18 protein-coding genes are annotated in these 24065 nt (G+C 38.9%); 6 read left to right on the forward strand and 12 right to left on the reverse strand.

Going from position 1 to position 24065, the window contains the following annotated elements; translation table 11 throughout:
• Positions 1-30: 30 nt before the first annotated feature.
• The 4 genes from IWC72_RS19885 to IWC72_RS19900 form a co-directional block, all read right to left on the reverse strand.
• The gene (locus IWC72_RS19885; RefSeq protein ID WP_194531007.1) at positions 31-750 is read right to left on the reverse strand and encodes a gluconate 2-dehydrogenase subunit 3 family protein; all 720 of its coding nucleotides are present in this window, start codon (positions 748-750) and stop codon (positions 31-33) included.
• 5 nt (positions 751-755) lie between these two features.
• Positions 756-2474 (reverse strand): GMC family oxidoreductase, encoded by a 1719-nt coding sequence (locus IWC72_RS19890; protein WP_194527960.1) that lies wholly within the window; start codon positions 2472-2474, stop codon positions 756-758.
• A 91-nt stretch (positions 2475-2565) separates the two neighbouring features.
• Positions 2566-4638, reverse strand: coding sequence for a thioredoxin domain-containing protein (locus IWC72_RS19895; protein ID WP_226979649.1), 2073 nt, complete (start codon positions 4636-4638; stop codon positions 2566-2568).
• 108 nt (positions 4639-4746) lie between these two features.
• The gene (locus IWC72_RS19900) at positions 4747-6135 is read right to left on the reverse strand and encodes a sialate O-acetylesterase (protein ID WP_194531009.1); all 1389 of its coding nucleotides are present in this window, start codon (positions 6133-6135) and stop codon (positions 4747-4749) included.
• A 120-nt stretch (positions 6136-6255) separates the two neighbouring features.
• On the opposite strand from IWC72_RS19900, the gene IWC72_RS19905 reads away from it, so the two are divergent.
• The 3 genes from IWC72_RS19905 to IWC72_RS19915 all read left to right on the forward strand — a co-directional run bounded on the left by IWC72_RS19905 (position 6256) and on the right by IWC72_RS19915 (position 10038).
• Positions 6256-7632: a Gfo/Idh/MocA family protein gene (locus IWC72_RS19905; protein WP_194531010.1), complete on the forward strand. Its 1377-nt coding sequence runs from the start codon at positions 6256-6258 to the stop codon at positions 7630-7632.
• Positions 7633-7838: 206 nt separating this feature from the next.
• On the forward strand, positions 7839-8951 hold the full coding sequence (gene gmd, locus IWC72_RS19910) for a GDP-mannose 4,6-dehydratase (RefSeq protein ID WP_194527964.1): 1113 nt from the start codon (positions 7839-7841) through the stop codon (positions 8949-8951).
• A 1-nt stretch (position 8952) separates the two neighbouring features.
• Complete coding sequence (locus IWC72_RS19915) at positions 8953-10038, forward strand: GDP-L-fucose synthase family protein (RefSeq protein ID WP_194531011.1); 1086 nt, start codon at positions 8953-8955, stop codon at positions 10036-10038.
• 87 nt (positions 10039-10125) lie between these two features.
• On the opposite strand, the gene IWC72_RS19920 is transcribed toward IWC72_RS19915, so the two are convergent.
• From IWC72_RS19920 to IWC72_RS19955, 8 genes are all read right to left on the reverse strand, one after another.
• Entirely contained in the window at positions 10126-11277 is a 1152-nt protein-coding gene (locus IWC72_RS19920; RefSeq protein WP_194527966.1) for a Gfo/Idh/MocA family protein, read from the reverse strand.
• A 39-nt stretch (positions 11278-11316) separates the two neighbouring features.
• Entirely contained in the window at positions 11317-12129 is an 813-nt protein-coding gene (locus IWC72_RS19925; protein WP_194531012.1) for a sugar phosphate isomerase/epimerase family protein, read from the reverse strand.
• 85 nt (positions 12130-12214) lie between these two features.
• The gene (locus IWC72_RS19930) at positions 12215-13027 is read right to left on the reverse strand and encodes an alpha/beta fold hydrolase (RefSeq protein WP_194531013.1); all 813 of its coding nucleotides are present in this window, start codon (positions 13025-13027) and stop codon (positions 12215-12217) included.
• A gap of 23 nt (positions 13028-13050) precedes the next feature.
• Positions 13051-14079 carry a sugar phosphate isomerase/epimerase family protein gene (locus IWC72_RS19935; RefSeq protein ID WP_194531014.1) on the reverse strand — a complete coding sequence of 343 codons (1029 nt, stop codon included), beginning with the start codon at positions 14077-14079 and terminating at the stop codon, positions 13051-13053.
• Between the two features lie 93 nt (positions 14080-14172).
• Positions 14173-15384, reverse strand: coding sequence for a class I mannose-6-phosphate isomerase (locus IWC72_RS19940; protein ID WP_194531015.1), 1212 nt, complete (start codon positions 15382-15384; stop codon positions 14173-14175).
• Between the two features lie 17 nt (positions 15385-15401).
• Positions 15402-16469 carry an aldose 1-epimerase family protein gene (locus tag IWC72_RS19945; protein ID WP_194531016.1) on the reverse strand — a complete coding sequence of 356 codons (1068 nt, stop codon included), beginning with the start codon at positions 16467-16469 and terminating at the stop codon, positions 15402-15404.
• Positions 16470-16478: 9 nt separating this feature from the next.
• Complete coding sequence (locus IWC72_RS19950) at positions 16479-19169, reverse strand: c-type cytochrome (RefSeq protein ID WP_194531017.1); 2691 nt, start codon at positions 19167-19169, stop codon at positions 16479-16481.
• Between the two features lie 282 nt (positions 19170-19451).
• Positions 19452-20279: a polysaccharide deacetylase family protein gene (locus IWC72_RS19955; protein ID WP_194531018.1), complete on the reverse strand. Its 828-nt coding sequence runs from the start codon at positions 20277-20279 to the stop codon at positions 19452-19454.
• A gap of 282 nt (positions 20280-20561) precedes the next feature.
• Here IWC72_RS19955 and IWC72_RS19960 point away from each other — a divergent pair, with 282 nt between their 5' ends.
• The 3 genes from IWC72_RS19960 (at position 20562) to IWC72_RS19970 (ending at position 24065) form a co-directional block, all read left to right on the forward strand.
• Positions 20562-21446, forward strand: a complete 885-nt coding sequence (locus IWC72_RS19960) for an AraC family transcriptional regulator (protein ID WP_194527974.1) — start codon at positions 20562-20564, stop codon at positions 21444-21446.
• A gap of 162 nt (positions 21447-21608) precedes the next feature.
• Positions 21609-22910, forward strand: coding sequence for a GntP family permease (locus IWC72_RS19965; RefSeq protein WP_194531019.1), 1302 nt, complete (start codon positions 21609-21611; stop codon positions 22908-22910).
• Between the two features lie 147 nt (positions 22911-23057).
• A complete protein-coding gene (locus IWC72_RS19970; RefSeq protein WP_194527976.1) occupies positions 23058-24065 on the forward strand; it encodes an L-rhamnose/proton symporter RhaT in 1008 nt (335 codons plus the stop codon).

Genomic DNA, 24065 nt, shown 5'->3' on the forward strand with positions numbered 1-24065 from the left:
AAGCCAATAGCTGTTCTAAGCTAGGCCTGCCTATGTTAGTAAATTCCCGTTCTCGTCCCATTCGGCAATGTCATTACGTTTGCTCTGGTCCACGCATTTTGCTATCCACTCAGGGTCATAAGCAACTCCGTGTTTCTTGAGAACATCATCAGGAACACCGTCCCAAACGTTTGGTGAATTGCCCTTGTAACCCAAATCTGCTAAGCCCACTTTAGAGGTATAGTAACCTGTAACCACCAAATTGCGCATTAACGCAAAAAATTGAATTTCCAGCGGTTGGTTATCTAACGGCACTTCCAAATCCTGGTTACAAATTTGGTCTAGAATCTGCTTCTGTTGCTCTAAAGTAGCACCTTTGAACTCTATTCCGTTATCCGTGTTCGACTTGTGGTCCAACCACATTAAACCACCCAATAATGTATTCTGCATATCGGGCATATCTTTTCCTATAAATTCTATAAATTCGGGAACATTAGCCTCCAATGGGCCTCCATGTGGTTCTTTAGGAGGAAGGATTACCGTACTCAGAACAGCAATAGTTTCCATTTCATGCGCATTGAACAATTCTTCCGCATTCAATTTCTCTATGCGCTCCAATTCTTTGGGCGTCCTTCCAAAATAATTGGTATCCGTGGTAACGGCTGTTTCCGGTACTGCAGGTTCTCCGCCTTCGGTCTTACATCCGTGAAAAGCGATTGCACTGGCTCCTGCACCCAATATCATGGTCTGTATACTTTTTCTTCTGTCCATTCCCATTAGATATTTTGTTGTTTCAATTGTTCAATAATGTAATCCGATGCTCTCCAAGATAAAGCCAAGATGGTCCACGTACAGTTCTTATCTGCCTGGGATACAAACGGTCCTGCATCAACAATAAAAACATTGTCAACATCATGCAGTTGATTGAATTTGTTAGTTACCGAAGTCTTTGGGTCGTTACCCATTCGGGTGGTTCCTACTTCATGTATAATCTCGCCTGGCGCATGAAGGCCGTAGTCCTTGTCCTTGCCCGGTTTGTTCAAATAGATTCCGCCCATATTATGCGAAATCTCCTCAAAAGTATCCTGCATGTGTTTTGCCTGACGTACTTCTATATCGGACCATTTATAATTGAACTTTAGTACCGGTATTCCGTAATCATCTACCGTAGTAGGGTCTATCTCGCAGTAGTTTTCCTTTACCGCAAGACCCTCTCCTCTACCACCGAAACCTATAACGGCCCCGTAATATCTCTTTACATCATCACGTAACTTATCTCCATAACCACCAGTAGGCTGCCCCACCAGTTTATTGAAACTGTCTTGGTCAAAACCGAAACCGTAGTTGGGTTGCCCCATTCCTCCCCAAACTTCAATGTGATATCCCCTTGGAAAGTCAAGTTTCTTTTTATCTCCCCACCAAGGGCTATAAACATGCATACCACCTACACCGTCTTCATTATAAGAAACATCACGATCCATTAAATCTGGAACGAAAGCCATACCACTACTACCTGTTGAATCATGCAAATATTTACCCACTAGGTCACTGCTATTTCCAAGACCGTTTGGGTGTTGTTTACTTTTACTATTTAAAAGAATTCGTGCTGAACTACAGGCCGAAGCGGCCAGTACAACCACCTTAGCTTTTAACTTGTATTCTTTTCTATCTTCTTTGTTAATGTAAGATACGCCCGTAGCCTTGCCTTCTGCATTGGTAGTAACCTCACGTACCATAGCATTAACGTATAGCTTTACTTGTCCTCCGCTTTTCTGAGCTGGGAATATCAAACAACTTCCTGCGGAGAAATCTGCATACACGGAGCATGACCTTGAACACTGACCACAATAGAAACAAACCCCTCGTTCATTATTGATTCGCTTGGTAAGCATGGAAAGCCTTCCCGGAATTACGGGTATCCCAGATTTCTTGGCTCCTTTTATATAAAAAAGTTCATGTAATCTTGGTTTTGGTGGTGGAAGGAAAAAGCCATCTGGGTCATTCTCCAAACCTTCATTGGTTCCGAATACTCCAATTAGTTTATCAACTTTATCGTAATACGGCTTTACATCATCATATCCAATTGGCCAATCCTCACCGTGACCGTCACGGGTTTTTCCTTTAAAATCTTTTGGTCCAAAACGGAGAGAAATTCTTCCCCAATGGTTGGTACGCCCACCAAGCATACGTGAACGCCACCATTTAAAACTGGTACCTTCTTCTACGGTATAAGGTTCTCCATCTACACTCCAATCGCCATAGGACATATCCCACTCCCCAAAGGCACGCGTGGTACCCGCGCCACGACGAGGGGAATCATAAGGGTTCTTTAATTGAGTCATGGTCTTGGGGTCCGCTGGATCGAAGAAAGGACCGGCTTCTACTACAGCCACCTTTAGACCAGCATCTGCCAGCTGTTTTGTGGCCATACCGCCACCTGCCCCAGAGCCAACAATGATAACGTCATACTCCTCGGGGTTTTCTTTAATCTGCATATGTTGTCTGTTAGTTTGTTTGCACAATTTAAAAATAAAAAGTGTTTGTTTACCACTTTTTTAACACTGGGTTTTACTATCGTTTCTGCAACTAAAAGTTTTTCAATTGCTTAAGAGCTTCGTCTATAGTCTTTACAGGCAACTTACATGTGGTATTTTGACAAACATATATAAAAGTACCCTCATCAACATAGCGATCTTTAAAAAGGGGAGCATCACTCTCAATTTTACTTCCTACTACCAAAGCATTTGATAATTGAATTTTGTTTAAAGCTTTTACCAAAATACCTGCATCCTTACCTACTATGGCAATCTCAAAATAGGGATATGTATTGTTCAATAAAAGTGCATTCCACTTGGAGTAGCTTGGCGCACTTTCTTTTATGGCGGGAACCATGGTAGAAAGCATGCGCTTTGACTTTTCTATGTAATCGGTATTATATTCCAAATGGCCCAATTGAAAAAGGTTATGAGCCATTACCGCATTTGGAGAAGGGAGTACGCCATCATTTGTTTTAATGATTTTTGCAATAAGGTCATTGCCTTCATTATAATGATACATGCCTGAAGTTTCATCCGCAAATTCTGACTCAACTATGCCGTTCAATTCTTTGGCAAAATTTAGATAATCTGTATTTAGAGTTACTCCGTATAACATCAGTGAAGCATCTATCATAAATGCATAATCTTCAATAAAACCTTCCTTACGTTGGCTCCCTTTTTTGAAGGTATGTACAAGCTTGCCGTTTTGATAAGAATTGGATTTTATGAAAGAGAATACACTTTTGGCCTTTTCTAAAAAATCATCTTGCCCAAAAGCTTTATAAGCGTCCACTAGCCCATTAATTAAAAGGGCGTTCCAGGATGTTATTATCTTATCATCGCTGCGTGGGCGTACTCTTTTACTTCTCGCTTCCAATAATTTTTTATTCCATTCGGACTTTATGAAATTTAATTTGCTCTGTTCAAGCTGATGTTCTTTTATGAATTCAGCATCATTGATCTTTCGATGTAAAACATAATTACCATGCTCCCAAACCGCTTCTTTATTTATATTGTAGTAAGAAGCAAAAAGTTCAAAACCATCACCTAAAACCGACTTAAGCTCGTCTTCTTTCCATACATAAAATTTACCTTCTTCGCCTTCGCTATCCGCATCCAAAGCGGCATGGTACCCACCATTTTCATCCTTCATTTCCCTTTCCAGAAAATCGACAGTTTCCCAAACTACATTTTTATATGCATCGTCTTTAAAAACGGTGTATGCTTTGGAATAAAGACTAAGTACTTGAGCATTGTCATAAAGCATTTTCTCAAAATGCGGTACTTTCCAAAAGGCATCTGTACTGTATCTATAAAAACCACCACCTATCTGATCATAAATGCCCCCCAAGGCCATTTTATCTAGTGTAGTTTTAATATGCTTCTTTGCTTTATCGTCCTTTGTTAAATCTGCATAATTCAATAAAAAGTTTAGATTGGCGGGAATCATAAATTTTTGAACACCTTTCTCTCCGCCTTCTTCCAAATCCCAATTCTGACTCCAATTTAAAACACTGATTTTTACGGCATCCTGGGTTATAGATTCAAACCCTTTTGCTGGCTCCACTAGGTTGGCTTCCGCAATACCGGCTGCCACCATATCCGAATATTCTTCGGCCTTTTTGGGGTCGTTTTTATAAAGCTCGCTTATTTTAGTCAACACTTGGACCCACTGTTCTTTAGTATGGTACGTTCCTCCATAGAGTGGTTTACCGTTGGGTAATGTAATCACATTCAAAGGCCATCCTCCATTACCAGAAATCAATTGCAGAGCAGTCATATATACTTGATCTACATCCGGCCGTTCTTCACGATCAACTTTAATATTAATGAAGTTCTCGTTCATAACTTTCGCGACCTCTTCGTTTTCAAATGTTTCATCTTCCATGACGTGGCACCAATGGCAAGAGGAATACCCAATACTAACCAACACCAACTTGTTTTCTTTTTTAGCATCTTCCAATGCCTCTTGGCTCCACGCTCTCCAATTAACAGGGTTGTGAGCATGTTGTAACAAGTAAGGGCTTGTCTCTTGGGCAAGGGCATTTGTGTATTTATAGGTTTCCACTTCTTGCTTCGTTTTTTGCTCTTTACAGGAAATTATAATTAGAAAGGCCAGCATAGAAATACTGGTTATCAGTCTTGAAAATCTTAGGATCATAGTACTCTTATTACTCCACGGTATTAACCTAATACCGCGCGTTGAAATTAAAGATAAAATGTCTACCGCCTACTCACTTATGAAAGCTGAAGCCGGTAAACCTGCAGCATTATAAAGATTTGGCTCTGCAACATTATCCCATGCAAACCTTACTTTTAAGGGCGCTTTCACCTCTTTGGAAGTCAAAATAACGGTATCCTCTTTAATTTTCGCTTTCGCGGGGTGAAACACCCCATCTGCTCCCGCAATTTCAAAATAAGTTTCTTTTTTATCCGTAAACATGAGTCCATCTGCGTGGTCAAAAATCACTTCAATTTTTTTCCATTGCAGGTTTACTTCCTTAAAAAGGGGGCCATATACCTCTCCTTCATAACTTTCATAGGTTTCTTTGAGCGCTAAATTTGCCAGACGAAGACCTACATCTTTTTTATTTGTAGGGTGAATGTTATCGATTGTGGCAATATCGCTAACTACTACCATTCCGGAATTTGGTATGGTTTGCATCACTCGTCTCTGTACATCTCTGATTAAAACCCCTTCTTCCGGCTCCTTATAGTTAAAAGGTGCGATCTGTACATAATAAAAGGGGAATTGGGAGTCCCACGCATTTCGCCAAGAATGTATCATTTCCGAAAAAAGTTTGCCGTACATATTGGCTCTTCCCCTATTAGATTCTCCCTGGTACCAGATGGTTCCCGCTATTTTAAAAGGAGTTATGGCATGTACCATTCCATTGTAAACTTGCGAAGGAGAAACGGGGCTCCACGGAGTTTCTTCAAGGCCCTCCGCGGAAAGCTTTAAATCCTCATGGGCGTCAAAAACCGATTTAGGTGTCCACACCTCAGCAGGAGAACCGCCCCATGCATTATCTATTAGACCAATGGGGACATCTAGTTCGCCTTGTAACCTCCTTGCAAAAAAGTAGGCCACGGCACTAAAATCCTTCATCGTTTCCGGAGTACACACCTCCCAAGACCCAGGAATATTTTCCTGTGGAAAATCTGAAGTACGCCTGGGCACCGTAAAAAACCGAATATTGGGATAGTTCGCATTTTCTATTTCTTCTTCGCCATTATCAATACCCTTGTTGGTTGTTGCACTCCATTCCATATTTGACTGTCCCGATGCCAACCAAACTTCACCTAACATCACATTTTTAAGTGCAATCTCGTTCTCATTTCCCTTAAAACTAATTTTATATGGTCCGCCAGCCCCTGGCGTGTCAATCTCAAGTTTCCATTTGGCATCAATCGTTGTTTTTACCAAGTACTCCTTGTTATCCCAACTGGTATGAATTGTAATTTCCTCACCTGTATTTGCCCAACCCCAGAGCAAAACTTTTTCATTTCGCTGTATCACCATATTATCTGAAAAGATGTTAGGCAACTCAATCTTTGCCCATATAGGTTGATAGGCTATTATCATTAAAAAAGCAACAATAAAAAATCTAGATTTCATATAAAAACGATATTATTTTAATCAAGTTTTAAATATACCATTTTATTAAAGTACCTCCATAATATGATGATAATTGTAATGATTTAAATATCTTTAGAAAGCGAACCAAACAAAAGACCTATGCACCAAAAAAAAGATGTTTTAAGCAGAAGAAACTTTATAAAAGGTACTTCTAGTCTAATGGCGTTATCCTCTTTTGGAGCCTATGGTTTTGATTTCGCTTCAAAAGATAAGGTGCTTAGAGTTGGACTAATAGGAACGGGTTGGTACGGTAAAAGCGACCTTTTTCGCCTCATGCAAGTAGCCAATGTTGAAGTGGTATCCTTATGTGATGTTGATAAACAATTACTAACCGAAGCAGGTAATTTAGTCGCATTGAGACAAAAATCTAAAAAAACACCCCGTCTTTACGGCAACTACAAAAAGATGCTTGCTGAAAAAGATTTAGATATTGTTTTGGTAGGAAGCCCAGACCATTGGCATGCACTTCAAGGAATAGATGTATTGAAATCTGGAGCTCACCTCTACCTTCAAAAGCCCATAAGTGTTGATGTAATGGAAGGCGAATCATTAATTGCTGCCGCTAACAAATATGGAAAAGTAGTTCAAGTAGGAACACAGCGAAAAAGCACGCCACACTTGGTGGAAGCCAAAAAAAACATTGTAGATGCCGGACTATTGGGCAAAATCTCTCATGTTGAAATTTGTTGCTATTATCACATGCGGGCGAATGGCAATCCACCTATTGAAACGGTTCCTGATTTTTTCGACTATGATATGTGGACCGGTCCTGCTCCTTTAAGACCTTATGATGGATTGCCCCACAGAAGATGGTGGCGAACTTTCATGGAGTATGGAAACGGAATTATGGGAGATATGTGTGTTCATATGTTAGATACCGTACGATGGATGTTAGATCTGGGGTGGCCAAAGAAAATCAGCTCTACCGGTGGCATTTATGTTCAAAAGGATGGAAAATCTAATATTGCCGATACGCAGACCGCCATCTTTGAATTTGATGAACTGGACTGCGTTTGGAACCATAGGTCATGGGGAACTCCTGCGGACCCAGAATACCCTTGGTCATTTAAGTTATACGGAGAAAACGGAACCCTTTCTGGCGATGTCAAGAAATATGATTTTATACCACATGGCGATGGTAAAAAAATACATGGTGACGTACTTTATGAAAGAGAAAAATTTCCTGAAGACCTTACTGAAAAAGACATTGAATTACATGCTGCTCCTGCTACCCGAGCTCATATGCTAGATTTCTTAGCGGCTATTGAAAACAAAACACAGCCCATCGCCAATATTCAAGAAGCCCATATTTCTACTGCCAGCTGTATTCTAGCCAATATGGCCATGGAACTCAATAGACCGTTGGTCTATGACCAAAAACAGTTAATTGTAGTGAATGACCCGGAAGCTACCAAACTTCTTCAACGTGGTTATAGAGAAGGTTGGGAACATCCCCACCCTAAGATGTTTGAATAGTAAAAGACCTCTTAGAAAACCATAAAGTTATATTTATTTCATTTTTTTTTACAAAAACCACGTTCATAATAAGACATTCTCAAACTACAACCAATACAATCATAATATCCTCATTTCTAAATAATTTTGACGTTCATATTACTCTTGTAAGAATTTAAATCGACATCTTTGTCGCCAGTAAATAAAAACCATTAGAACTCAACATTATGAAAAAATGTTTGATTACAGGAATTACCGGACAAGATGGAGCATACTTGGCGGAATTCTTATTAAAAAAAGGATATCAGGTTCACGGACTTAAAAGGAGATCTTCTCTTTTTAATACTGATAGAATTGATCATTTATATCAAGACCCTCATGTTGAAGGGAGAAACCTTCATCTTCACTACGGTGATATGACGGATAGTACCAACCTCATTCGCCTTATAAAGCAAATAGAACCAGACGAAATTTACAACTTGGCGGCAATGAGCCACGTAGCGGTTTCTTTTGAAACTCCAGAATATACTGCTAATGCAGATGGTATTGGTACTTTACGTATTCTAGACGCTGTACGTCTTTTAGGTCTTGAGAAAAAAACAAGAATTTATCAGGCTTCAACTTCTGAGCTATACGGTAAGGTACAGGAAGTACCTCAATCGGAAACCACTCCGTTTTATCCACGTAGTCCTTATGCGGTCGCTAAAATGTACGCGTATTGGATTACGGTAAACTATCGCGAAGCATACGGAATGTACGCTTGTAACGGTATACTTTTCAACCATGAATCTCCTATTCGTGGAGAAACTTTTGTAACTCGTAAGATTACAAGAGCTGCATCTAGAATTGCATTAGGTCTTCAAGATAAAGTTTACTTGGGTAACCTTGATGCAAAAAGAGACTGGGGTCATGCTAAAGATTACGTTAGAATGATGTGGATGATTCTTCAGGCAGATGAGGCTGAGGATTGGGTAATTGCAACTGGTAAGACCACTACTGTTCGTGATTTCGTAAAAATGAGTTTCGCTCATGCAGGTATAGAAGTTGAATTTAAAGGTGAAGGTGTTGATGAAAAAGGAACTGTAGTTTCTTGTAGTAACCCTGATTATCAAGTAGAAATAGGAACAGAAGTTGTTTCTGTTGATCCAAGGTACTTTAGACCAACTGAAGTAGATTTACTTATTGGTGATCCAAGCAAAGCAAATAATAAATTAGGATGGATTCCTAAATATGATTTGAAAAACTTGGTTGAAGATATGATGCAAAGCGATTTAAAATTGATGAAGAAAGACACCTACCTAAAAGATGGTGGCTATCGTATCATGAACTATTTTGAATAGCATGAACAAGGACGCGAAAATTTATATTGCAGGCCACAGAGGACTTGTTGGTAGCGCCATTCTAAAAAAGTTAAAAGCAGATGGGTTTTCAAATTTTGTTTTAAAAACCCATTCTGAACTTGATTTGACTGATGCTAACGCAGTCGCTTCATTCTTTGCTGAAGAAAAACCGGAATATGTTTTTCTTGCTGCAGCAAAAGTGGGCGGTATTGTAGCCAATAATACCTACAGGGCAGATTTCATTTATGCAAACCTTATGATCCAAAACAACGTTGTTCATCATAGTTATGCGAACAATGTAAAAAAGCTTTTGTTTTTAGGTAGCACATGTATTTACCCAAAAGAGTGTCCGCAACCCATGAAAGAAGATTATCTTCTTACGGATACTTTAGAATATACAAACGAGCCTTATGCCATTGCAAAGATTGCCGGTATTAAATTATGTGAAAGCTATAATTTACAGTACGGAACAAATTTTATTTCCGTAATGCCAACAAACCTTTATGGTCCTAATGATAATTTTGATTTAGAGAAGTCACATGTACTGCCTGCTCTAATTAGAAAAATGCATTTAGGTAGAGCATTGGAAGCTCAAGATTGGGATAATGTCCGTAAAGATTTGAACGAACGCCCAATTGAAGGAGTTGATGGAAACTCCAGTGAATCTGACATCTATACGATTCTTGAAAAATACGGTGTTAAAAAGACAGGTGAACAGATGAGTGTAGAGATTTGGGGCAGCGGAAAACCAATGCGTGAATTTCTTTGGTCAGAAGACATGGCGGATGCATGTATTTTCATCATGAAAAGCAGAAATTTTGAAGATACGTACGCTTCCGGAGAGAAAGAAATTAGAAATACCCATATCAACATTGGTACCGGTATAGATCTTTCTATTCGAGAACTAGCTGAGTCGATTAAAGACATGGTCGGTTTTGGAGGTTCTTTAAATTTCAACGCTGATAAACCAGATGGAACGATGAAGAAATTGACGGATGTCTCTAAACTTCACGGGCTAGGATGGAAACATAGTATAGACCTTCAAGAAGGTATTGAGAAAATGTATAGCTGGTATCGTTCAGAATAGATACTGAAAGGCATACTTATATTAGAATCCCGCTAAACTACTTGTTTAGCGGGATTCTTTATTGAAAAAAGGACAGGTTGTAAATTTTTAAACCAAACCTGTATCTTTCCAGCTTTTGGAATTAGCCGAATTAATGACCGCTTCACAAACTTTTTGGGTCATCAATGCATTTTCAAAAGAAGGTTGGCATGGCTCTCCTGTTTCCAAACTTTTTAAGAAATCTGCTACCTGATGTACAAATGAATGTTCATAGCCAATAGATGTACCCGGTATCCACCATTTATCCATGTAGGGCTGATCACTATCTGTAATCAGGATTCTTTTCCAACCTCTTACAATTGCATCATCTGCATGGTCATACATTTCAAGATAGTTCATATCATGCAAATCCCACCTCAGCGAAGCATGTTCTCCGTTTATCTCCAGCGTATTCAAAGCTTTATGACCCCGTGCGTATCGTGTTGCTTCAAAAAGTCCCAAAGCCCCGTTCTCAAAATGACAATGAAAAATACAAGCGTCATCTATAGTCACTTTTTGAACTTCCCCAGTTCCTTGGTGTACACGTTCCTTGATAAAAGTCTCAGTAACTGCAGATACATCTTTTATTGCACCATTCAACCACATGGCACTATCAATACAGTGTGCCAAAAGATCTCCCGTTACCCCAGAGCCTGCTGCTTCGGCATCCAAACGCCATAAAGCTTCACCACCTTGTGGCAGCTCAGGGTTAATCGTCCAATCTTGTAGAAAATTAGCTCTGTAATGGAATATCTTACCCAACTTACCCGAATCTACAATTTGCTTGATTAGCGTTACAGCCGGAATACGACGGTAATTATAAAATACGGTGTTGGCAACACCTGCTTTTTTAATAGCATCCACCATAGGTTGCGCTTCTGCTACAGAGCGCGCCAATGGTTTTTCACAGAGCACCATTTTACCTGCTTCTGCAGCCGCAATTGCAATATTTGCATGCATATGGTTGGGTGTGCAGATATCAACAGCATCTATATCATCTCTGGCAATTACCGCTTTCCAATCGGTTTCATAAGATTCAAAACCCCATTGTTCAGCAAAAGCTTTCACCTTTTCCTCTGTCCTGGCACACACCGTTTTTAAGACCGGCCGATATTCTAGTTCAGGAAAAAAATCACCACTACGCTTGTAGCCATTTGTGTGCGTCCTCGCCATTAAACCAGTTCCTATCAATCCTATACGGAGTTCTTTCTTTTGTGCCATTGTACTATAATTTTAAGTTTAAAAAATGTTCATATTCGTTTATATCAAAGGCCTCAAAACCTCTTCTATGTAAATACCATCTTTTAAAGTAATTCCGTCTGGATCAGTAATTGCGGCATCACATTCGTCCTCAACAATAATCCATCCTTCAAAATCAGTTTCCTTTAAATAAGATGTTATTCCTTTAAAATCGATAATTCCATCGCCCATTGCAGCCCATTTACCATTGTCGTACATATCTTTATAATGCACGCAGTTCACCAATTCCCGGTACTGTTTTATAATAGGTAATGGGTCCATACCGCCCTTGGCCATATGCCCAACATCCGGCGTGTATTTTATTACATTACTATCCAGACCGTTCAACAGAATTTTATAGTCCTCCTCGGTTCTGTATATAGAACCCATGGGAGAGTTAGGGTGATATGAGCATATCACTCCTTCACCTGCGGCCCTTGTGGCAATTTCATTTACACAGGTCAATAGATTCTGTTGCCTTTCCTTTAAATGTTCACGATCTTGTCCTGGCATTTGCACCAGCAATAATATTGCTTCAGGAAAATGTTTCATAAACTCGATCCATTGATTGGCATTTCTTTTTTCAGCATCAGTTTCCTTTGGATTTCTCCAATCTTCGACATGACACAGGACGGACAATTCAATATTATTTTTATCCAAAGTCTCCTTGAAAACTTTGGGATCTGTAAACCCGTTCATAAAACCAGTATCAGGCTCAATGCCTTTAAATCCTGCTTTCGAGGTTACTTCTATTATATGATCTAATTTGTTTTTATATTTTTCACCGGACATTGCCCAAGTATAGGTTTCGCAACCAATTTTTATTTTTGACATCGTTGTTTTATTTTTAATTAGAATTGGATTTGCCATTTGCTTCCAAATTGAGAAAGATTACCTCTTCAATGGAAAATGGTCTTTTTCAATAGTTCGCTTTTAACCAATTCAATACTCTTGGATTGAAATCATCTAATTTTTCCCAATGGAAAGCATGACCGGCATTATCGTACAAATGCAGCTCACTATTAGAAATTCCATCGGATACTTGCCGTACCATCCATTCTGGAACGAACATATCCTGCTTACCTCCTATTACAAGTGTTGGTGATTTTATTTGCTGCAACTGCGCTACCACATTGTGATTAATACAAGCTTCAGCTTGAGCCTCCAGACCATGTAAAGGTTGCTGAATAGCTTCCAACGACGCTCCTGTCTGTCCCTCTAATAACCCTGCATATTCGGCATCATCATCAAATGTAGGTTTATCAAAAATGAGCAATTGCATAAAATGTGCAAACTGCTCCGGTCTTAAATGTGCTTTAATATGCGTAATGTGTCTGAAAATAGCCTCTCCCTTTCTATCGCAACTTGCCCAAGGACACATGGCTACCATTGCCGAAACCTTTTCCGGATACCTAATGGCCATTTGCAAAGCAATTGCACCTCCCATAGAAACACCGACTACCGCTGCATTTGATATATGTAATGTATCTAACAATGCTGCACTATCATCGGCCATCTGAGCGGTTGTATAAGGACCTTCCGGTTTGTCCGATAAACCAACTCCTCGGTTATCAAAAAGTATGCAGTAATATTCTTTTTCCCAATACGAAACGTGTTTTTCCCATACTGCACTAGCAGCGGTAATTCCCATTATTAACAAGAGAGGTTTTCCATCAACTGGACCTCTAGTTTCGTAGTATACTTGTATTCCGTTAACTGTAACAAATGACATAGTCTTCTCTTTTTATTTGTTAGTTAACTCCATCCATGTAATGTACGCACCTCAATAAGGGTTGCTAAAATATCGTTCCAAGTCTGTTGTTTTAACATCACATCATTGTCAAACATGCACCCATCCCAACAAATATGTTTAAAGGCTTTGGTCAACTCTCCATTTCCATCACGCAACCAATAGCCTGCGTCCTTCGCAACATCTAATTTACCGTTTGGATCCGTAGCCAAGCAATGGCGTCCGGTCTTATCATGAGATCCCGTTCCGTGTACCGTTCCATCATTTTGAGCAACGTGGAAATCTATAGTCCATGGTCGTAAAGCGTCGGTAACTGTTTTGAGACCGGCTTCCAAAGTTTTACGATCTGACCAATCAAAATTTTCAGGTAAAATTCTATGTTCAGGCGCGTTATACCCTAATAAATACAATAAGGTGTGGGACATATCTGCCTGAAAACCAATATTAGATCTGTCTACAGCTTCCAAAGTTTCTACCATGGCTTTCCAACTATGCATTCCCGCCCAGCAAATCTCACCTTCCGCAGCTAATTTTTCGTCATAGTCAGCAGCTACATCGCATGCTTCCTGAAATGTTTTGGCAATTATTTTGGTACTATTTACAGGGTCTTTGTACCAAGCATCCGGCCCTGAAGCAGAATCAATTCTAATAACCCCGTATTGCCGTACGCCATGTTCCCTAAATATTTTACCAAAATGACATGCACGTTGTACCATTGCCACAAAAGTCTTTCGGTCTTCATCCGAGCCTAATGTTGGACCTCCCCAGATAGGAGCTACCATTGTTCCTATATTTAAATTATAACCGGCAACCTTATCGGCCAATCTTTTTATGTCATCATCAGAACTATGAATATCAACATGTGGATCAAATAACCCAATATCTATTCCGTCAAACTTAACGCCATTTACCTCTGCGTCAGCAGTCATTTTAAGCATCTGATCAAATGAAATAGGTGGCTCTGAATCTGGTCCTTTACCAACAATACCAGGCCAAGAGGCATTGTGGAGTTTTGGAAAAGTGTTGTCTTTCATACTTCTGTACTTTTAAATTAAACGTATCTGTTTTCTAAATTTAGTGCATCTTTATAAACGTAAAAAATACACTTGCTCTAAAATACGGTTTATTTATAATTTAAGGTCAGGATTTTTAGGTCCAAAGTGTTTTAGCATTACAATAGGGTCCGTTTTACTATGATTTACGATAGTAACACCTTCTTTTGCAGCTTTTTCGGATACGAAATATTCGTCATGAGTTAATTGTCCATATCTTATAAGTGATGGAGTTTCAATATCCCAAACGCCCATTTTACCATGCCCTTGCATCATAATCATTCCGTAGCATGCACTATCTTTTATAGTTACTGTCTGGCCTGGCAACACGGTTAATTCTTTGGCACTGAACGCATCCGAACGATAACAGATCCATTTATCAACATACCCTTCAGCTTCCATATCTTCTAGTGGTTTTACGGGAATAGGTCTCATAAAACGGGTTTCTAGCATATTTGGATCCGTATTCAATTCCCAGTCTATTACCTCCATCAATTGGTCAAAATCTCCCATTCGGTCTTCTGGTGTTCCGTTCCACAACAGTTCCTCAGGAATAATAGCTTCGTTTACCAAAGACTGGTACATTGCAAATACATCAGATGCCTTTTGTGGCTCGTAGGTACACATACTGCCTGGCGCATGAAGCATTCCTGGTGGTACATCCCAACCCGTTCCCGGTTCCAATCTAAAAGCCGAGGAAAAATTGGTTATCTTATTATCGCCTTTTGTAAAATTCTTTAGGCATTCTTTAATCTCTTCTTTAGTTGTACCCGGAGTTATCCCGAAAAACGTATAAGGGAAATCACCACCATGGTTATTTACTTGAGGTGGAAAATAATAGGCTTCCGGCTTTCCTTTTTGACCAATTTTAGCGGCATGCTCGTCATTATGATGAATGTGATGTGGCAAGGGCCCCATGTTATCAAAAAACTTGGAATACATAGGCCAGCTTTGGTATTCATCCCATAGACGGTCTCCAATAACCTCACCCTTTAATTCGTCAATAACATCTTTTAAAAGAATCTGGACTTCTTTACCATCTTCTTCAAAAACTACTGGACTTAAACCTTCGTTTTCTCCGGTTAATGGCCCGTTTTCTGCAGGTGTGGTTGAAGAAAACCAACGTTCATCTATACCTCCACGCTCTCCCCCTAGCACATAATAATCATCTGGGTGTAATTTTATTCTTCTACCCGGAACACAAAAAGAACGCGGTACCCATGTTGGTGCCAAACGTAAAATTCCTTGTCCTTGTTCCAAAGCCTTTTTAGCCGATGAATTTGCCATAGTATTCTATATTTATTTTATAAAAAAGATGTTATAAATGATTTTATTTTTTCTGGTGATAGCACTTCTAATTCTAGAATATAGCTCCTACTTTCGTTCGGAGATAAAAAAATAAGACTATTTTCTTCCCTTGCCTTTTTCTGGCCTATAGGTGGATTGGTCGCTGGCTCCAAGGCCGCTACGTATTCATTTTTGCCCCAATGTTGCCAATTGATCAACCAAGGCAATTGCTTTTTTGGAAACTGGAGCTTTACCCCCAAGTTCAGCTTTTCATTGTAAACTCCACATTCACAATTTCCGGAAGCATCAGCTTCTATATCAATAAAAGCGACATCCTCTCCTGTGCCCGAATGTGCATCCATGGGTGCTGGGCACTTACGAAAATTACGGCCCTCTTTGAATATTTTTTGTTCTGAATCCGGTGTTGGAGATTTCCAATCTCCTTTCCAAAGTAAATCGGTTCCTTCATCTATCAAGGGCCAACCAAAATTTACATGATACAAAAGCATGTGTGGTGCCTTTTGATTACCTCGGTTTACAACCTCATCCTGTATCGTTATTTTTGTTTCTCCCAATGTACCAGAAATAGTCCTTTTTAATTCCAAATTTGGTCCAAAAACCTGAGTCTCGCGAATGATTCCGGTGATACTCATATCCATTTTTCCCACAACTGGGTCAGGTTGAATAATAGATACTATTTCTGCAGGGGTATTGCTGACAAGGCCATGAAGCCCTCTTTTTCCATTTTCATCGTCTTCCGGTCCTCCCACGTGAGACAATCCACAGGTTGTTAAAAGTCCCCCTCCAAAATTGCGTATCCACCCCATTCCTTTATCAGAAAACCGATTGGCAGGAACAACACCCGTCTGACTTAACCACGCCAAACTATGCGCATTGTAAAAAGTATCAGCAATATCCATTGCTCGATCTATGACCACCTTATACCTAAGACCTGTTCCCGTATTTATCCAAGCGATACGTGTACCGCGACCTAACCCATTATCCAGGACAGAGATTTCAATACCGCCAACCTGAGCGGCATTGCCTATCTTATCTTTTCCCCTATGTACTTTATTAACTGACATGGATTGATTCTATTCTTTTGTAAAAAGTTCGTTTTCAGCATTACCCCCAGAAATAAGGTATGCCAATAAATCTTTTACCTCATCATCACTCAGGCGATTAATCGTCCCTGGTGGCATCAATGAAACCGAAGACATCTTCATATTAATAACTTCACTTTTAGGAATTGTCCGAATAATATCCGGAGCATACGGGTTTTGAGAAACTTTGTATTCTTCTCCCTCTTCACTTATCAACCTGCCAACAATAGAATTTCCATCATTTAATGAAAATACAGTCGTATTATATTGGTCCGATATTACATCACTAGGATCTATGATAGCCATAAGAATATCTTCCGGTGAGAACCGTGTTCCAATCTGAGACAGCTCTGGACCAATATTCTGACCTTCACCACCCATACTATGACAAGTGATGCAATTGGTAGCTAAAAACATGTTTCGGCCTATTTCATAATTTCTTCCACTTAAACCATCAGCCAACAAAGGTTCAATATCTATTTCTTCCCATCTTTTACCGGGGCCTTTTGGCTGAATAGCATTAGAGACCAATGAATTCCCAGATTTACTAAGTAAAGAATCTCCGGACATTTGATTGTAAAATTCTTTTTTATTTTCAGCCACATGAGTCAAAGCCTTTTTCCTAGCTTTATCTATAAATCCTATATAACTGCGACCTGCCTTATAAGAGAAAGCTTTGTAAAACCATTGGAAATATCGCTCCCTCAATTCTGGTGTCCAGCCTGTAGTTGCATCCTGTAAAACCAATCCGTAATATGTATGCTGCGCTAAAGGCATATTTTTTAGCGTTTCGGCTATATCCATCCCATACTGTGGGTTTCTCAAAATAAGGTCGGCTGCTTCAGTAGCCGTGTTAGCCATAACGGAGGCATTTTCTCCTTCTTCAGATTCCAATAAAGCTAATGTTTTTGACACTACGGAAGAGTCATCTACATAAACTAATGTCTTACTCAATAATTGATTCAGCACATCAGTATCGGTTGGATAATGATTAGAAAGATAATTACTGATTTGCTTTTTTACATTCGCTTTTGGTTCTCCAAAACGAGACAATGTAAGTTCAATAGCACGAACTAAATCTACCTGATCTTGCTCCGAAAGACTTACGTAATCTATGTTTACCAAAGAGTTTATGATTCGGTCTTGCTGACTTTTATCTCCCTGTCTTGCCAAAGCAACAGCCGCATGAATTTTACGAACAGCATTGGTTTCTGAAAACACTTTTTCTTGCCAAGTGCTTACGGGTTGATGTTCTACGGCAATACGAGCTGCATATTGAATAAAGCGATCTTTACTATTTAAATAAGGCCAAGCGAAAGCTACAGCTTCATCTTGTGGCTCGCCATGAAAGGTTTCAAGTTTTTTGCGAATTTTGTTCTCTTCCGTCAGTCCTAATTCTGCCACAGAAGCTTTTAAGTTTTCTTGGTCACTGTAGTATACACGATACAAGTCCGATTCTAATCTGCGCCCTCCCGTCATAAAATACATAGCACCATCCGGGCCTATAACCCCATCTGTTAGCGGAAGTGGAATTCCCGATAAAAACTCCTCCTTTTTACCAACATAAGACGAACCATTTGCTTTCATTTCAATGGCATAAATAATTCCAAAACTCCAGTCAAAAGCGAATATGCTATGTTGATATTTTTCAGGGAACTTAGCTCCTTTTCCGCTCAAAACATTTGTTGGTGAACCCTGACCAATATTTAGTACCGGAGGTAAATTATCAGGATAGGCAGCGGACCATTTTCCATTACCCGTACGCCATCCAAATTCGGCACCACTTGTCACATGACATATGCGAGTTGGGCGATACCAAGGCATTCCTAAATCCCACTCCATATCGGAATCATACACGAACATATCACCCAGTTCATTAAAATCCAAATCAAAGGGGTTTCTAAATCCTGAAGCTACAAGCTCCCAGTTTTTTCCTTCAGGATCAAGATTAGCAACCCAACCACCTGGTGCTCCACGGTCATTAGCATGACCACGAGGGTCTTTAATTTGTGGAAAAAGATTATCATCCTTCCAATTATTAGGAAGGCGGTATCCGTCCATTTCGGGTAAATCTGTATGGTTTCCGGCAATCACGTAAAGCGACTTCTCGTCAGGAGAAAGAACTATGCTATGAGGACCATGTTCGCCTGCCCCGTTCAGCTTTTTCAGAAGTGTTATTTTATCATACTGATCATCATTATCCGTATCCTGTAAGCGGTATAGACCGCTAGTTTTCTCAAAATCATCACTTCCTCTATGGTTTACCATTACATAAAGACTATTGAAAGCATACAGCAAACCTTGGGCATAACCCATCTGTATAACAGAATCCGCTACTTGCATTCCTGTTTGAATTTTAAGCTTTTCAATTTTTGGTGTAAGGTTGTCCGCTCCTATAGCTGTAACTTCCATTCTATACAGAGCACCATATTGGTCAGATGTAATCAACCTTCCCTTATTATCGAAAGTCATGGCTACCCAAGACCCCATTTCATTATCTCCGGGACTGTACAAATGTTCCGCACTAAAACCAGACTGGAGTTTCAGCTTTGCTATTTTAGGATTATCGGATTCAACCGATTCATTTGTATTTTTTTTATCCGAAGTACAAGAGATTGCAAAAATCAAAACACCAGAAAGAAGAAGAAAAAACTGATTGATCCTCAATAATTTTATAGTCATTTTTAGTTTTGTTTAAAATAGGATAGAAGTTCATTAAAAACCCGATAATCCTATTATGTTGAGTTGGCTGTCTTAAAAACACGTCTATAGGCTTACGGCTATTTCATGTTTCTAAGTCTTTAAAACTAATGAAGCATTTTTTCTTTACTATCCTGTAGTGTACTGCCCAATTTGGATTATAAATGGAATATTGCACTTATAAAACTGAGTGTCATGGAAATAAGTGAAAAATTATAAAATCAGAGGATATATAAAGTGGTAAGTATAAAAGTAAATACAATTTTATTTACTCAAGTCTTTCCAATTTATAAGAGTAATATTCCTCTCATCCAAAATTGACCTACACTCTTGACTCGTAAAATAGTCAAAATCGATTTGCCTCCATTCAGAACCAAAATTTGGATGATTAATAGTAATAGCTTTCATTTCTGCATCATCAAAGGCTGGGTGAATTAATATGAGATTAACACCATCAACCAGATTATCAAAAACACTGGTGTAATACTCCTTTAATTTTCCTTCCTTAAAATAATCAAAGTTTCCATAATGTGTTTTGTCTATTACCAAGTCTTCTTCACTAAGATTCTGGTTGCAATCCAACCCAACCATTTCCATAAGCTCCCTATTCAATAAAACCGGGAGGTTATATATTTTCCCTAAGTCTTTATACACATCAAATAAGTCTTCCCTTGCCCCAAGACTATACATATGCGAATCAATATGACTCGGATTAATCCCAAACCTCAACCCTCTCTCTATTTGAGCTACAAGTTCCTTTTTAACTTCAGACGCCACAGCATGTTCCCTTAGTAAATCTCGATTTCTATAAAAATATCCGTTTTCACCCACCAAACTCGAAACTTCCGAAACTGGCAAAACCGGCCCAAATTTGTATTTTTCCCATTCACAAGTTAATGTAAGGTGAATTCCATAATCGTAAAATGGATTTTCTCTAGCAAATTCTGCCATCTCATAAAACCAAGGACAATTGACCATAATACTGCATGAGTTAACAATACCTTTTTTTAGGGCCTCCATTGTTGCTCTATTTTCAGAATGACACAGGCCGGCATCATCAGCATGAATAATTAGATGTTTGCTCTTTTTCATAATGAATAATTATAAAGGAATAGGGATATAAATAGAATGAAGATTTTAGAGTAACTAAGCAGAAATTTAAGAAAAGAATATCAGCTAACATTTATCATATCAAATTGATAAAACTAGCGTAACACACCTACACTATTCTATCTCCAAAAATTAATAATTGATATTATTTCAGGTAATTTTATATCTTTATAGGAATCTTATCTTGACAAAACAACGAATATCTAAATTTTTAAAGTCGAAACGTGCACTTGAAAAATCTGGATAATAAAATTGAAAGAGACTATGAAGCTGACGTACAAACAAACCGAAAAACGCCCTGAAAATTCATTTTTAGCGAGACAAGATAGATTACCATGTATTGAACAGAATTGGCATTTCCATAAAGAGCTTGAACTTATTTACTTCATTAAAAGTACGGGAACGCGCTACGTTGGTAATTCTATAGGAAGCTTTGAACCCGGAGAACTTTATCTTATTGGAAGTAATATTCCCCATCTATTCAGAAACCATAAAGAGTATTACAACGACCAGCAGGAAACTGAAGCTGTGAACCTCATTGTCATAAAGTTTGAACCTCACTTTTTAGGGAGCGACTTTCTAGACCTTACCGAATCAAAAAGATTAAAAAGTCTTATGCAACGGGCAGATAGAGGAATCAAATTTTCAGAATCTGCAACGTATATGGTTCATAATCTTATATCCGGACTAGTTGGCGACCAAGGCCTTTCCAGCATTGTAGGGCTTTTGAAAATTCTAGATACCTTATCTATTAGTGAAAATTATGAGTTACTATGTTCTGAGGTAATTGCAAATACCTATAATAGTAACGAGAAAGATAGAATGCGTAAAATCATAAATTTCTTGACTGAAAATTTTGAGAAGAAAATAGAATTAGAACAGATTGCTTCTATTGCACACATGACCCCAAATGCTTTTTGTAGATACTTTAAAAAGAAAACAAGAAAATCATTTACACAATACTTAAATGAAATTCGTTTACGAAATGCATGCAAGCTGCTAATTGAGGGCGAAATGCAAATCTCAACCGTTTGCTACCAATCAGGTTTTAATACCCTCACTAATTTTAATAGACAATTTAAGGCCCTTATGGATATTACTCCAACCGAATACATGCAAAAATACAATGAGAAAAAAGAGCTGGTGTAACCTGAATTTAAAATCTCTTACACAACCAAGTTACTTGTAATACTGCCTCCAAGGTTACAATAGTGCCAATACTGGTTAATGTACGCTTTTATGCGAGCCTAGATTTCCATTATTTTTGTTTGAATAGCTTATTGTACACCGACCTAACTTAAACTTCACCACGTGACCAGCCTTCTGTTCTTACTTCTCTGTATTGTATTGCTCATTGTGGCTGTAACAGTTTTTAAAGTACACCCCATACCCGCGCTATTAATATCTGGTCTTATTTTAGGACTAACCACCGGCAGTTCTGTAGAACTCGTTACGGAAAGTTTATTAAGTGGTTTTGGGAATACCTTAAAGTGGATAGGTCTCATTATTCTTTTTGGTACTTTATTAGGTGAAATACTTGCACAAACCGGAGGTGCTGATGTTATAGCTAATACAATTATCAACTTATTCGGCACAAAGTACCTCCCATTGAGTATGGCTATTATTGGTTTTTTAATAGGTATACCTGTTTTTATGGATGTCGCTTATTTAACGCTACTACCCACTATATTCGTTCTCTCAAAAAAATCAGGTCATTCCGTTTTAACACTCGGACTTTCTTTAGCTATTAGCCTTACGGTTGCCCATGCGCTCATACCGCCTACCCCTGGGCCTCTGGCGGTAGCGGCTATTCTTGAAATTAATATAGGTGATATGATTCCGGTGAATATTGTGGTTGCTTTAGCCGCTATAGCCGGAGGTTTACTGTGGATTAGATGGAATAAGAAAAACCTCAGCTTAAATTTACCAGAGCCTACTATTGATACGGTATCGCAAATAAAAGAATTGAAAGGTTTTAAAAAGATTTTGCCTTTTGCGGCATTGTTGGTTCCTCTTTTCCTAATGTCCATAGGCACTATTTTCCCTTCAGAAAATGGTTTTATCGAGTTTATAAAAAATCCTGTATGGGCACTGCTCATAGGTGTACTTTTTGCCCTGCCATTATTACCTACAAAAGACTTTTCTACCCGTTTGAATACATTTTTCAAGACATCTGGCGAGAAATCGGCTATCGTAATTCTAATCACCGGTACAGGAGGTGCATTTGGACAAGTAATAAAAGACACGGAAATAGTAGGCTCCATGTTTTCAGATGTAGGAGATATTGCTGCTATGGGCATCGTTATTCCTTTTATGCTGAGCTTCCTTTTTACTACGGTTACTGGCTCCATTACGGTATCACTCATCACTACCGCATCTATTGTTGCCCCATTAGTCTCAAACGGAACTCTACATCCAACCTTTACCGCTGCGGCAATTGGAGCGGGTTCTTTAGGTATTATCCATGTAAACAGTAGTTTCTTTTGGTTATTTAAAGAAGTACACGATGTATCCGTATCTCGCCTATTAAAATCTTTTAGTCTACTATCCGGGGTTGTTGCTCTTAGTGGAGGGCTCCTTGTGTTGGCTTTATATTACATAACACAACTCTAACCCCAAATCAACTCGGATAAAATAATGTTACTCTAAGGTAAAATTCGAGAATCCCACTGTATCATATTCAATTTTCTTTGTATCACAAGAGGATATGAATACATCTACACCTCACTATCTGAACATCAATAAAACAAATCAACATACATGGATACTTATCTACTGGCTATTGTTTTAATAGTATTCGCTAGTTTCTTTCAGGGAACTTTTGGATTAGGAATGAAACATATAGCACCTCTAAAATGGGAAGCTTGGTGGATTGTTCACACGTTTACAGCAATGATTTTATTTCCTTTAATCTGGGCGCTCATTGTCATTCCAAATCTCTTTGAAATCATTTCACAAGCAGAGAGCAACACCTTATTCCTAGCTGCCTTTTATGGTTTTTTATGGGGAATTGGAGGTATTCTTTTTGGGGTTAGCGTTGAAAAGACTGGCATATCAATCACCTATGGAATTGTTATGGGGCTTGCGGCTTCGGTAGGTTCTATTATTCCGCTTTTTCAGATTGAAGGAGCATTTGAACAACCTTCATTTCCTATTATAATGATTGGAGTTGCCCTTCTTTTAGTGGGCGTCGCCATTACTGCAATTGCAGGTGTTCAGAGAGACAAATTACACAGTAACTCTACCACAACAACAAAATCTATAAAAATTGGTGTTTTAATAGCTGTAGCTTCGGGAGTTTTATCTGCCTTTTTAAACGTAGGCTTTTCTAATGCCGCTCCGGTCGCAGCAATTGCTGTAAACGAGTATGGGGTAGATGCCAAAGATGCTAGTTTAGCCTCGTGGGTAGTTGTTCTTTTAGGTGCTTTTGCCATGAATGGAGGATACGCTCTTTACCTTTTTATAAAGAACAAATCATGGGATGCCTTTACTATTCCCAACAAAGGCAAAGCTTTAAAATGGGCTGTTGTAGCCGGTATTTTCTGGTTCGCGGCACTTGGTGTTTATGGTCAAGGAGCTGCACTTATGGGAAACTTAGGCCCAGTTGTAGGCTGGCCCATACTTTTAGGACTAGCTTTAATTATTAGTAATATTTGGGGCTATCGTGAAGGTGAATGGAAAAATGCAGCAAAACCCTTTAAAATTTTATTGGGCGGCTTAGCCGTACTGATTATTGCTATTTGTATTTTAGGATACGCCAATTATTAA

It is taken from the genome of Zobellia roscoffensis, assembly GCF_015330165.1.
In the GTDB taxonomy this organism is placed as follows: domain Bacteria; phylum Bacteroidota; class Bacteroidia; order Flavobacteriales; family Flavobacteriaceae; genus Zobellia; species Zobellia roscoffensis.